The sequence below is a fragment of the Micrococcus cohnii genome (assembly GCF_014205175.1).
Lineage (GTDB): Bacteria > Actinomycetota > Actinomycetes > Actinomycetales > Micrococcaceae > Micrococcus > Micrococcus cohnii.
In genome coordinates, this window is the sequence record NZ_JACHNA010000001.1 from 1,188,977 (window position 1) to 1,201,805 (window position 12,829).

9 protein-coding genes are annotated in these 12,829 nt (G+C 73.5%); 3 read left to right on the forward strand and 6 right to left on the reverse strand.

Going from position 1 to position 12,829, the window contains the following annotated elements; all coding sequences use genetic code 11:
- Positions 1-33 precede the first annotated feature (33 nt).
- From HDA30_RS05370 to HDA30_RS05380, 3 genes are read right to left on the reverse strand one after another with little or no spacing between them, the layout of a single operon-like run.
- Complete coding sequence (locus HDA30_RS05370; RefSeq protein ID WP_246418707.1) at positions 34-3,522, reverse strand: ATP-dependent helicase; 3,489 nt, start codon at positions 3,520-3,522, stop codon at positions 34-36.
- Positions 3,519-6,992, reverse strand: coding sequence for an ATP-dependent helicase (locus HDA30_RS05375; protein WP_184241303.1), 3,474 nt, complete (start codon positions 6,990-6,992; stop codon positions 3,519-3,521). The genes HDA30_RS05370 and HDA30_RS05375 overlap by 4 nt, the downstream gene beginning before the upstream one ends.
- 49 nt (positions 6,993-7,041) lie before the next feature.
- Entirely contained in the window at positions 7,042-7,449 is a 408-nt protein-coding gene (locus tag HDA30_RS05380) for an MGMT family protein (RefSeq protein WP_158496733.1), read from the reverse strand.
- Between the two features lie 123 nt (positions 7,450-7,572).
- On the opposite strand from HDA30_RS05380, the gene HDA30_RS05385 reads away from it, so the two are divergent.
- Entirely contained in the window at positions 7,573-8,259 is a 687-nt protein-coding gene (locus tag HDA30_RS05385; RefSeq protein WP_184241304.1) for a 3'-5' exonuclease, read from the forward strand.
- Positions 8,260-8,287: 28 nt separating this feature from the next.
- On the opposite strand, the gene hemL is transcribed toward HDA30_RS05385, so the two are convergent.
- Positions 8,288-9,622 carry a glutamate-1-semialdehyde 2,1-aminomutase gene (hemL, locus tag HDA30_RS05390; protein ID WP_184241305.1) on the reverse strand — a complete coding sequence of 445 codons (1,335 nt, stop codon included), beginning with the start codon at positions 9,620-9,622 and terminating at the stop codon, positions 8,288-8,290.
- The gene (hemB, locus tag HDA30_RS05395; RefSeq protein ID WP_184241306.1) at positions 9,619-10,605 is read right to left on the reverse strand and encodes a porphobilinogen synthase; all 987 of its coding nucleotides are present in this window, start codon (positions 10,603-10,605) and stop codon (positions 9,619-9,621) included. Before hemB ends, hemL begins: the two co-directional genes overlap by 4 nt.
- A 23-nt stretch (positions 10,606-10,628) precedes the next feature.
- Between hemB and HDA30_RS05400 the strand changes: the two genes are divergently transcribed.
- A complete protein-coding gene (locus HDA30_RS05400; protein WP_184241307.1) occupies positions 10,629-11,588 on the forward strand; it encodes an NYN domain-containing protein in 960 nt (319 codons plus the stop codon).
- An 85-nt stretch (positions 11,589-11,673) separates the two neighbouring features.
- Positions 11,674-11,877, forward strand: a complete 204-nt coding sequence (locus HDA30_RS05405; protein WP_158496728.1) for a hypothetical protein — start codon at positions 11,674-11,676, stop codon at positions 11,875-11,877.
- A 9-nt stretch (positions 11,878-11,886) separates the two neighbouring features.
- Here HDA30_RS05405 and HDA30_RS05410 read toward each other — a convergent pair whose 3' ends face one another.
- Complete coding sequence (locus HDA30_RS05410; RefSeq protein ID WP_184241308.1) at positions 11,887-12,828, reverse strand: uroporphyrinogen-III synthase; 942 nt, start codon at positions 12,826-12,828, stop codon at positions 11,887-11,889.
- Between the last annotated feature and the right edge of the window lies 1 nt (position 12,829).

Here is a 12,829-nt window from a genome sequence, read left to right on the forward strand (position 1 = left end):
CGCGGGCGGCCTCCTCGGGGGCTTCCTCGAGCCTCAGTCACCGGTGCGACCGAGCGCGTCGGCGAGGATCCGCTCGAGCGTCTCCTCGTCCGCCAGGTCTGTCATCCGCCGTTCGACGCCGTGGGCCACGTAGACGAACGAGGCGTCGATGTTCTCGATCGGAATCGCGTGCAGCCGCGACCACGCGAGCCGGTAGACGGCCAGCTGCAACCCCTTGAGTTCGAGTTCAGCTCCGGTGGGGACCGCTCCGGTCTTCCAGTCGACCAGCTCCCACCGGGCCTGCGGGTCGTACGGGTGGCCGGGCCGGGCGCCGTCACGGTAGATCGCGTCGACGCGTCCGCGCAGGGTCAGCCCCGCCACGGTGGTCTCGACGGCGGCCTCGACGAACGCCGGGGTGCGGTCGGCCCACCGGGAGGCCAAGAACCACTGCTTCATCGACTCCAGGTCCAAGGCGTCGTCCATCCACGCGTCGGCCGCATCCTGGGGGTCGTCGATGTCGAGCATGCCGGAGGCGTCGAAACGGTCCTCGAGCCAGGCGTGGAAGGCGGTGCCCCGTCGTGCGGCGTGGGCTGGCTGCCTGGGCATGGGGCGGCGCAGCTGGTCGGCCACCTTCTGCGGGTCCGAGGCCAGCTCGCCGTACAGAGACACCGAGACGTGACTGGGCAGGGCGACATGGTCGCTGGCCCCCTGCAGGCTCTTCTCGCGGCGCACGACCCAGTCCAGCTGACGGCCCAGCGTCGAGTCCGGATCGAGCGCGTCGGGCTCAGCCGCGCGGACGGCCCGGGCCGCGGCCTCGACCGCCGCTCTGCGCGGACGCGAGCGTCGCGGCAGGGGCCGCCACGCGTCCGTGGCGTCGGGGTCGTCGGGGTCGACCTCGTAGACCTCGGGCCCGTCGAGCGGGTCGAAGGGCCACAGGGCCGCGCGCACGCGGCCCAGCGCCGGGTTGGTCTCCGTCTGCTCGGACTCGTCGAGACGTCGTCCCCACTCGATGCCGGGGACCCGACCGACCAGCTGCGCGGCGTCGGTGAAGAAGTCCGAGGCCGGCGCGGGCCGGGTGACCGTGCCCTTCCAGCGGGTGGTGCTCAGCCACAGCTCACGGCGGGCGCGGGTGTACGCGACGTAGGCCAGACGTCGTTCATCGGCCAGGACGTGCTCGAACAGCAGGTCACGATGGTCTGGCACCTCGCCGACCTTCGCGCGCGAGGCCGCCATGAGCCGCTTCGAACTGCCGAACCAGTCGCGCTGGTCCTCCGCCCAGGAGGGATCCCACTGCGGCAGGGCGCGCGCGTCCCCGCGCAGCGGCCACGGCAGGGCGCCCGAGCCCTTGTCCATCCACGACGTGATGCGCGATGTGGAGGGGAACGTGGCCTGCAGAAGTCCGGGCACCGCCACGACGTCCCATTCAAGGCCCTTCGCGGCGTGCGCGGTGAGCACGGTGATCGCGTGCGGGTCCGGCTCCGCACCCTCGATGGGCAGGCCCTTCTCATGTTCCTCGGCCGACTCCACCCAGTCCAGGAAGGCGCGCAGCCGGCCCGGCCCGGCCGGGCCACGGGCGGCGAAGTCCCTCGCGACGTCCACGAAGGCGTTCAGGTGCCGTCGCGCCGAGACCGCCGACGTGCCGGGACGGATCGCCAGCTCGACGTCCAGGCCCAGGCTGCGTTCGATCTCGGCGATCAGATCGGGCAGGTCGTCGTCCGCGCGGCGAGCGAGACGACGCAGCAGCTCGCGCAGTCTCCGCAGTCGGGCCAGCCCCTCCTCGGAGAACTGGGCGCCGTGCTGGCCACGCCATGTGCTGCGTTCTCCGGGCAGGTCGTCGACCGCTTCGAGCAGGACCGCGGCGTCGGCCTCTTCCTCGTCGCTGACCGGTTCCTCGGCCGGCTCCCCCGCCGCGCGGGCACGCAGTCGCGCCAGGAACCGGGCCCGCTCGGCGAGCAGGGCGAGGTCGGCGGTGCCGATGCGCCAGCGGGGGCCGGCGAGCAGGGTGAGCAGCCGGTCGGACCGGGTCGGGTCGGCAAGCAGGTGCAGCACACCGAGCACCTCGGCCACCTCGGGCAGGGTGAGCAGCCCGGTGAGTCCGAGCACCTCGTAGGGCACGCCCGCCTCGTCGAGGGCCGCGAGGATCGGGTCGAACTGGCTCCTGGTGCGGCACAGCACGGCTCGGGTGGGCGGCTCTGCGCCGGCCTCGCGGGCGTCGTCCGCGAGGGCGGCCAGCCGTGCGACGACGTCGGCGGCCTCCTCATGGTCGGTCAGGTGCTCGTCGAGGCGGACGTGGCCGGTCCCCGCCTCGGGCCGCGGACGCAGTGGACGCACCCGCACGGGGGCGTCGTCGGGCTGGGCCAGCGGGGCGACGACGGCGTTGGCCAGGTCGAGGATCGCGCGATCGTTGCGCCAGGCCACGGTGAGGTGGGAGACGGACGCCGGCGAGCGCTGAGCGGCCGTGTCCTCGGAACGGTCGACGACCGGGAAGGCGTGGGGGAACGTGAACAGCTGACCGGCCGAGGCCCCACGGAAGCCGTAGATCGACTGGTGGGGGTCACCGACGGCGGTCACGCTGTGCCCGGCCCCCTCCCCCGCTGCGCCGAAGAGGCCGCTGAAGATCTGCATCTGCGCGTGTGAGGTGTCCTGGAACTCGTCGAGGAGCACGACGCGCCACCGGTCGCGTTCGAGCCGGCCCACCAGCGGCACCTCGGCCGCGATGGTCGCGGCGTGGCGCAGCAGGTCCCCGAAGTCCATGACCTCCGCCTCGGCCTTGGCCGCGGCGTACTGCTCGACCAGCTCGGCCATGACGCGCCGCGTGCGCAGGGACACCAGCAGCTCGTGCACGTCCTTCGTCGGCTCGGTCCGACGGCCCGCCGGCGGCAGGGACTGGCCGTGAGCGATCACCCCGTCGAGATACGCGACGACCTCCTCGGCGGTGCGCAGGTGCTCGGCCATGTCCGAGGAGAGACTGAGGGCGCCGGAGACCAGCGTGGACAAGGACGGCAGCCCTCCGGTGGCCTGCAGCCGGTCGATGGGCAGCTCGGAGGCGATCTGATGCATGAACCGGTAGGCGTCGGCGTCGCCGATCAGAGTCGCCCCGGGCTCGACGCCGATCCGCAACCCGTGGTCGCGGACGAGGCCCCCGGCGTACGAGTGGTAGGTCGACACCTCGGCGTGCCCGAGCTGCTCGGGGTCGACCGCGAGTCCGGGGATCTCGAGCCCGGAATCGAGCAGCGCCCGCAGCCGCGCGTTGATCCGGTGGCCCAGCTCGCCGGCGGCCTTGCGGGTGAACGTCACGCCGAGCACCTGGTCGGGCAGGACCAGGCCGTTGGCGACGAGCCAGACGACGCGGTCGGCCATGGTCGCGGTCTTGCCCGAGCCGGCGCCCGCGATCACGAGCCGGGGCGAGAGGTCGGCGGCGATGACCTCGGCCTGCTCCTGGGTGGGCGGGAACGAGCCGAGTCGTTCGGCGATCTCGGCGGGGCTGTACCGGGCCTGCGCGGCGGCGGACATCACGGCAGGGCTCCTCTGCGGGGTGCTCATCGGGTCCATTCGGTCACCTCTCGACCCTGCGCGCACAGCGGGCACAGGGCCGCGTTGCGGCACGGGCCGGGTCCGTCGTGCAGCACGAGCAGACGTGGTCCGAGACTGCGCGCGGCGGCGGTGACGACCTGCCGCGGAGCCCAGTCGTCGGCCGTGGTGATCGGATCCTGGGGCTGTTCCTTGACCTCGGACCTGTTGGCGGCGCCGAGCTGCACGAGCCGTGCTCCAGCGGGTTCGTGCGGGTCCACCAGACCGCCGCGGTGCTCGGCGCCGTCGAGCGCCCCGGCCCGCACGGCCACCTGATAGGCGGCCAGCTGGGGCAGGCGCGGCAGCTCCGCCGCGGTTGGCGGGGTGGTCCCGGTCTTCAGGTCCACGACGATCGGCCGGCCCGCGGCGTCGACCTCGAGTCGGTCGATCACCCCGACGATGCGCACCGGCACGGTCTCGTCGGCCAGAACGACGTCCACGCGGACCTCCTCACCGACGCTGCGCCGACCGGCGAGGTCGGCCTGGTCGAGGTAGCGCACGTAGGACTCGACGCGATGCCGCAGGTCCTCCCGCGTGGCTTCGGCGGTCCACCCCGGCGGCAGAGCCAGCTCGGCCAGGCGGCGTGTCAGCTCCGCGCGGACGGCCTCGGCGGGGCCCTGCGGGTGGTGCTCGGCGATCGAGTGCACGAGCACGCCGACCTGTTGCGCGGTGGTGGCGGGCTGGTCGCCGCCGGCGAGGGAGACGAACCAGTCGAGCGGGTTCTCCAGCAGGGTCTGCACACGCGAGGGCGACAGGCGTACCGGCTCCGTCGGCCGACCGCTCTCGTCCAAGGGCACCAACGGTGCGTCGGTGCTCAGCGGCCCCAGGCCCCACCAGTGCTCCGGATCCGCGGCGCGCACACCCTGCGCCGCGAGCCACGCGAGCCCCGCGGCGGCCTCGTCCGGGGTGATCGACTCGCCGGTGCCCGGGCCGTCGGCCTGCATGGCCGGCCGCGCATGGTCCTGTTCGAGGACGGCGCGCAACCGGGCGACCGCCGCACTCGAGGTCAGCGCCGGCGGGACGTGCGTGTGAGCGTAACCGCCGCTGCGGTGCCTCGGCACCGGGCCGATCAGCTCCAGGAACTCCGAGGGGGCGGTGTCCGCGTCGGCCACCGCCGTGCCGAGGACGGTGCGTCGGGCACGGGAGACGGCGGCGGCGAAGGACCGCAGCTCGTCTCGACGGACCTCGGCCAAACGCGTGCGGTGAGGCGTCGGCCACTCCTGTCCAGGGCCCGCACCGACGAGGTCAACCAGGTCCGTCGCCCCGAGCAGCTGGCCGCGCAGGCGGGTGTTCGGCCACACCCCGTCCTGGACGCCCACGACGATCACCGTGTGCCACTGGCGACCTGCCGCCGTCGCCGGGGTGAGCACGTGCACGGCGTCCCAGCCGGCCGAACCGCGGGCGAGCGAGTCCATCGGCAGGTCCTGGGACTCCATGTACGTCGAGAACGCGTCGGCACGGCTGCCCGGGAACTGGTCGACGTACCGCTCGGCCAGTTCGAACAGGGCGACGACGGCGTCGAGGTCGGCATCGGCGCGTCGGGCCTCGCACCCGGCGTCGGGTCGGTCGCTGCGGCCGAACGCCGTGCGGCCCAGGGCGGTGCGGCGCCAGGCCTGCCCCCGCTCCGCGGCGGACCACAGCGCCCACAGGACCGTCTCGGCGGTGGCATCCGCAGCTGAGGCTGCCGCCAGCCCCGCGTGCAGCATGCGGGACAGCCGCTGCAGCCCGTGGTGGCGTTCGGTCTCCGGACCGATGATGTCGGGCTCGACCAGAGCCTGAACGAGCAGCTCGGCGCTGGAGCGTCGGCCGCCACGGGCCCGCTCCGCCGTGAGCAGGTCCTGGCGCAGTCGGCGCACATGCAGTGCCGTCATCGCGCCATACCGGCCGCGCAGCAGCGCGTCGACGTCCCCCGCCTCGAGCACCTCGGTCAGGCGCGCTCCCGGCCTCGCCGGCGCCGCGGGTTCCCCGTCGGCGGGGACCACGGGCGTGCCGAGGTCGACGACGAGCCGCAGCAGCCGCAGCAGCGGCGCGACGGCGGGCTCGTCCTTGAGCACGGTGCCCGCGGAGTCGTGACGGACCGGGACCCCCTGGCCCTCCAGGAACCGGGCCAGACCCGCAACGCGCGCACCGGTGCGGGCGAGGACGGCGATGTCGTCCAGCGGCACCTGGCAGTCGTGATGGACCTGGAGCACGCGTTGCAGGACGAACTGGTCCTCGTGTGCGAGGGAGGCCAGCACGTGGGCTGATGAGTCGAACGCGGCCGGCTCCGATTCCTCGGCCGGCACGGCGCTGGCCTCGTGGAGCGCCCGCGCGTGTTCCGGGAAGCCCGCTCCGAGACGCCGTGCCACGCGGGCCCAGGCCGCGTGCACGTCCGCGTGCATCCGGAACCCCCGAGTGAGCCGGTGCGTGCGTCCTCCGCCGAGCCGCTCCAGCACCTGGCCGACCAGATCCGGACGCGCACCGCGAAAGCCCTGGACGGTCGTGTCCGGTGCGGCGGCGAGCAGGACGTCGGCCTCGTGCCCGAGCACCGCGAGCAGCTCGTGCATCGCGGGGGTGGCCTCCTGCAGATCGTCGACGACGATGAGCTCGATCCGCTCCCGCTCGGCCCGGGCAAACTCTTCGATCGCGTCCGGCGCGGCGAGCCCGGTCGGTTCCTCAGACGAGAGCAGCCGCACCGCGGTGGAGATCAGCCCGGCCGGGTCGAACGCCTCGGCCATGCCCAGATCGAGACGGTCGCGGTAGTCCTGCAGCAGCACGGCGGCCGCCTCCCACTCCGGCCGACCGTGCTCGCCGCCCAGAGCCTGTAGGTCTCCCGGTTCAACGCCGAACTCGCTCATGCGGTCCACGAGCTCGCGCACCTCGCGGCGGAACCCGCGCGTGGGCACGGCCTCCAGCAGCTCTGTGGGCCAGGGCGGGGCGGGCAGCAGTCCGGCCTCATAGCTCTCCAGCAGCTCGCCGATGAGCGTGTCCTGCTCCGCGCCGGAAAGCAGACGGGGCGGTCGGGCCAGATGCGCCAACGGACCCGCCAGCCGTGCCCGACGGATCAGGTCGAACGCGTAGGAGGCCCACGTCCGTACCGGCGTGCTCGAGCGCGTGCCGCGGCCGGCGGCCGCGAGCCTCTCCGAGAGGCCGTCACGCAGCCGCGACGCCGCGGAGCGCGTGGGGGCGAGCATCAGTACCGACTCGGGGTTCAGCCCGGCGTCGATCCGCCTCACGACCGCCTCCAGCACAGCGGTGGTGCGGCCCGTGCCGGGCGCACCGAGGATCAGCACGGGACCGTGGCCGGCGCCCAGCTCGACCACAGCCCGCTGCTCGTCGGTGAGTTCGACGTGCGGCACTGTCCGAGCCGGCTCGAACGCATCGAATCGCACCCGGGCGGGGTCCTCCCCCGAATGCGAGTCCGCGTTGCCGGTCACGGTCGCCGGTTCGTCGTGGTCGGTCATGCTGTCATCCTGCCAAAGGCGACCGCGACGATAAGCCGGTGCGCCCCGCTCACCGCGTGCGCGCGGCGAGTGCCTCGAGCGCCCGACGCTGCGCGGGGGTCGGGTGCCACGCCGCCCCGGCCATGTCCACGCCGCTGGTGCGACGACGCGGGGTGCCCTCCCGCTCATGCTGTCGCGCCGCCGGAGCGGCCAGGTGTTCGGGCAGCGTCCCGTCGGCGCGCAGCACCCGCCACCACGGCGTGCCCGGGCCGGACTCCGCCATGGCCCGTCCCGCCTGACGCGGCCCGCCGACGCCCAGTAGCCCCGCCAGCGCCCCGTAGGAGACCGCGCGGCCCGGTGGCACGAGCCGAGCGGCCTCGGCGAGCGCCTCGAGCACCGTGAGCGGACCCTGCGCGGGCGGCCCTTCGGCCTCGGGGTGCTCAGATCGGCGGTGGCCGGGTTCCCGTTCCGTTCTCATCCGGGCTCGTCCTCCCCCGCCACTGCTCACACGGTCCAGCTTCCCCCCGGCACGGCGGGCCCGTCGGTCGGTGCTCGCCGAGCCCGGGCTCAACGTCTCCCGGCCGACGGTAGCGTGGTCGGCATGAACTGGCATGAACAGATCCGCGCGGGGTTCGACCTGGAGACGACGGGCCGCGACCCGTCCCAGGCCCGTATCGTGACGGCCACGATCGTGATGGTGGACGCCGCCGGCCGGGCCGCCTCCTCCGCCGAATGGCTCGTGGACCCGGGCGTGCCGATCCCCGATGAGGCGGCGCAGGTGCACGGCGTGAGCACCGAACGGGCGCGAGCCGAGGGCGTGCCCGCCGCCGAGGGCGTCGTGCAGGTCCTGGAAACGCTGCGGGATCTGTTCTCCGCCCGAATCCCGGTGATCGCCTACAACGCCGTCTACGACTTCACCGTGATGGACCGCGAGGCCCGCAGGCACGGCCTCGAGCCGCTGCGCCCGGACCGGGTGATCGACCCGTTCGTGCTGGACAAGCAGACGGACCGCTTCCGCAAGGGCAAGCGCACCCTGAGCGCCGTCGCCGAGCACTTCGGAGTCAGCCTCGAGAACGCGCACACCTCCGCGGCCGACGCGCTGGCGGGCATCCATGTGGCCGACGCTCTGGCACGCCAGCACGAGAAGCTGCGCCTCGACCCGGCCCGCCTGCACGAACAGCAGGTCGCGTGGAAGGCTGAGCAGTCGGCGAGCTTCCAGGAGTATCTGCGCCGCAAGGACCCGCAGGCGACCATCTCGCAGGCCTGGCCCGTCGAGCCGGTCGCCTGAGCCGAGCAGGCCCGGCCGGCCCCTCAGCTCAGTCCTCGGGCGTCGCCGCCGCGGCGGCGCGGGCAGCCGCCGGCAGGGCCTCGAGCACGTGCTCGATGGCCGCGTCGTCGTGTGCGGCCGAGACGAACCAGGCCTCGAACACGCTCGGGGGCAGGTAGACGCCCGAGGACAGCAGCGACTGGAAGAACGGTGCGTAGCGGAAGGTCTCCTGCGCCTGCGCGTCGGCGTAGTTGCGCACGCCCCGTTCGGAGGTGCCGAAGGCGACCGAGAACAGGGTTCCGGCCCGCTGGATCGAGTGGTCGACGCCCGCGGTCTCGAGCGCCTCGACCAGGCCGGTGCGCAGCGCGTCCGAGGCGGTCTGCACGCGCTCGTACACGGACGCATCCGCCCGCGCGAGGGTCGCGTGTCCGGCCGCCATGGCGACCGGGTTCCCGGAGAGCGTGCCGGCCTGATAGACCGGCCCCAGCGGCGCCAGGTGGTTCATGATCTCGGCCGATCCACCCAGGCCAGCGGTCGGCATGCCACCGCCGATGACCTTGCCGAAGCACCACACATCCGGCGTCCAGCCCTCCTCACGGCCCGTCAGGCCCCAGCCGCCCGCGTCGGAGGCGCGGAAGCCGGTGAGCACCTCATCCCAGATGAGCAGCGAGCCGTGCCGACGCGTGATCTCGCGCAGGAACGCGTTGAACCCGGCGGCCGGCTCGACCACACCCATATTGCAGGGCACGGCCTCGGTGATGACGGCGGCGATGTTCTCGCCGTGCTCGGCGAACACCTGCTCGAGCTGCTCGGGCGAGTTGTAGTCCACGACGATCGTCTCGGAGGCGGCGGCCGCGGTCACGCCGGCCGAGCCGGGCAGGGCCTGCGTCGCCACGCCCGAGCCCGCCGCGGCCAGCAGCCCGTCGGAGTGCCCGTGGTAGCAGCCGGCGAACTTCACGATCAGGTTCCGGCCGGTTACCCCGCGGGCCAGGCGCAGGGCCGTCATGGTGGCCTCGGTGCCCGTGGAGACGAAGCGCACGCGCTCGACCGGCACGCGCTGGGTGATCAGTTCGGCCAGCGCGGTCTCGGCGAGCGTCGAGGTGCCGAAGGACAGCCCCGCATCGACCGCCTCGTGGACCGCCGCGACCACGTCGGGGTGCTGGTGGCCGAGCAGCATCGGGCCCCAGGAGCACACCAGGTCGACGTACCGGTTGCCCTCGACGTCATACAGATACGGGCCGTCGGCCCGCGTCATGAACCGTGGCGTGCCGCCCACGGATCCGAAGGCCCGCACGGGCGAGTCGACGCCGCCAGGAATGACGGCCTGGGCCGCGTCGAAGGCGGCGGTGTTGGTGATCGAGGCGGCGGTGCTCTGCGTGCTCATGCGTTCTCCTCCATAAGTCGGCGGCCGAGCTCGGCGGCCCAGTAGGTCAGGATGCTGTCGGCGCCGGCGCGATGGATCGCCAGGACGGACTCGGCGATCGCCGCCTCGCGGTCGATCCAACCGTTCGCGGCGGCGGCCTCGATCATCGAGTACTCGCCCGAGATCTGATACGCGGCCACCGGCACATCGGCCAGCTCGGCCACGTCAGCGACGACGTCCAGGTAGCTCATGGCCGGCTTGACCATGACCATGTCCGCGCCCTCCTCGAGGTCGAGCATGACCTCGCGCACGGCGTCGGTGCGGTTCGCGGCGTCCATCTGGTAGGTGCGACGATCGCCCTGCAGCTGCGAATCCACAGCGTCGCGGAACGGCCCGTAGAAGGCCGAGGCGTACTTGGCGGCGTAGGCGAGGATCACGGTGTCGGTGTGCCCGGCCGCTTCGAGCGCCTCCCGGATCACACGCACCTGGCCGTCCATCATGCCCGAGGGGCCCAGCACGTCCGCTCCGGCCTGCACCTGGGCCAGGCCCATCTGCGCGTAGATCTCGAGGGTCGCATCGTTGTCGACGCGGCCGTCCTCGGTCAGCACGCCGCAGTGGCCGTGGTCGGTGAACTCATCGAGGCACAGATCGGACATGACGACCAGCTCGTCACCCACCTCCGCCTTGACGTCGGCGATCGCGCGGTTGAGCACGCCGTCCGGGTCGAGGGCGGCGCTGCCGCGGGCATCTCGGGCGGCGGGAACGCCGAAGAGCATGATGCCGCCCAGGCCCAGCCGCGCCGCCTCGGTCGCGGCGGCCTTGAGCGAGTCCGGGGTGTGCTGCACGACCCCGGGCATCGATGCGATGGCCAGCGGCTCGTCGATCCCCTCCTTCACGAACGCCGGCAGGATCAGCTGCGCAGGGTGTAGGCGGTGCTCGGCGGTCAGACGGCGCATCGCGGCGGACTGACGGAGCCGACGGGGACGGTGATGCGGAAAAGACATGTCCCCGAGTCTAGGCTGGACCCATGCCCGAGATCCCCTCTTCCCTCCGCATCGCCGTGCTGATCGACTGCGACAACGTCTCGCCGTCCTACGCCCCCCTCATCCTCGAGGAGCTGGCCAGCCACGGCACGCCGACCATCAAGCGCGCCTACGGCGACTGGACCACCACGAACCTGAACGGGTGGAAGAAGGCGCTGAACCACCACGCCATCCAGCCCGTCCAGCAGTTCGCCTACACCGTCGGCAAGAACTCGACGGACTCCACGCTCATCATCGATGCGATGGACCTGCTGTGGATGGGCAACGTCGACGCCTTCGCTCTGGTCTCCTCCGACTCGGACTTCACTCGCCTGGCCACTCGCCTGCGCGAGTCCGGCAAGCGCGTGATCGGCCTCGGCCAGCGCAAGACCCCCGCCTCCCTGCGCAATGCCGTCGATCAGTTCGTGTACCTCGAGCTGCTCAAGGCCTCGGCCGAGGAGCACGATGACGCGGCGGCGGGCCACGACGCGGACGCCGAGGAGAGCGCCGGCGAGGACGAGGCCCAGCCGGGCCAGGGCTCCTCCCGGTCCTCGCGCGGCGGGCGGGGACGCCGCCGCGGCGGCCGCGGCTCCAAGAGCGCCGGAGCCGAGACGCCCGCCGACGACACCCACGCCGAGGAGTCGACGACCGACGCCCAGCCGGCCTCCACGCCCGAGCTGGCCGAAGCCGAGGAGCAGGAGACGACCGAGGAGGCCCCGCGCATCCACCTCGAGTCCGCCCTGGTCAAGGCGATCAACGCGACCAGCGGCGACGACGGCTGGGCCTCGCTCGGCGTCATCGGCCAGCACCTCTCCCGCGCCCACGCGGACTTCGACCCGCGCGATTTCGGGCATCGCAAGCTCTCGGACCTGGTCATGGAGCAGCCGTACCTGCAGACCCGCACCGAGGGCCGCACGGTCGAGGCGGCGGTCAAGGCGCGCCGCCGCCGTCGCGCGGAGGGCTGAGCCGACCCCGGGACGCGTCCGCCCGGGGCTCCGTGGGTCTCGGCCGCCCCTGGATCCATGCCCCGACCCGCCGTAGCCTGGGGCCATGGCCAAGGAGCTGGACTTCCTCAAGGGCGTGGACAAGCTCCACGCGTTCTACACCGAGAACGTGCGCATGCTCGCGCACGCCTATGACATCGACGAGGAGCAGGCCTCGCGGCTGCTGTTCCAGCACGACTTCCAGAACGTCGCCCGGTCCATTCTCCGGGCGCCGCGCGTTGATCTGATGGAGCCGCCGCCCGAGCTGTGACGTCGGTGCTCACCCCTGACGCCGCAGGCCGGCGAGGGCCTCGAGCACGCCGGCGGCGTCCGGCGTCGCGCAGACGGCGGCCACGGGCAGCGCGAGCGCGCGCATCGTCTCGGCCGTGGGGTCACCGATCGCGATCAGGAGGGCCTCGGCGGCGCCCCCGCCCCGGGGTCGGCAGCGCTCGGCGAACTGCTCGGCGGCCGAGGAGCTGGTGAGCACGACGACCGTCCCCGCCTCGGCCGCAGCGAGCTCGCCCGGCGACCAGGTCGGCAGGGTCATGCCCGCCTCGGGCCCCGTCGCGTCCGTCCCGTCGACCTCGTTCCCGGCCGCCGCGGCCAGCACACGTCTCGACCCCCTGGCCGGATACGCGACGGTTCGGTAGGCGAGCACGGTCTGCACGGCCCAGCCGGCCCCGCGCAGCGCGTCCGTCAGCGCGGGCCGGGCCCGGTCCGACTGAGGCAGCCACGCGCGCGCTCCCCCGGGGGCCAGCTCGCGCAGTCCGGCCGCGATGCCCCGCGCCGACCTGTCCCGGTGAGGCGTCCACACCGGCGCCGCACATCCGGCCTCGCGCAGGGCCCGCGCCGTGCCCGGGCCCGTGGCGGCCACGCGCACGTCAGCGGGGAGTAGCCCGTCCCACCCGACGCGGGCCAAAGCCCGCACGGTGTTGGGGCTCGTGACGATCAGCCACCGGCCGGGCGCCCGCGGCGCAGCAGACGGCTCCGACGCCTGCTCCTGTACCGGCTCCGTCGACCGTGTCTGCTCCGCCAGCTCCGCCACGAGCGACCGCAGGGGTGCGTCGTCGTCGGGCAGAGCGAAGTCGGTGAGCGGCAGCAGGGCCACATCGACAGGCTCGCCCGCGCCGTCGCGTCCAACGGTTCCCGGCACCCGCGCCCCCGCCAGCCCCGCCTCCAGACGGGAGGTCTGGGCGGGCTGGCGGGTCAGCAGCACGCGCATC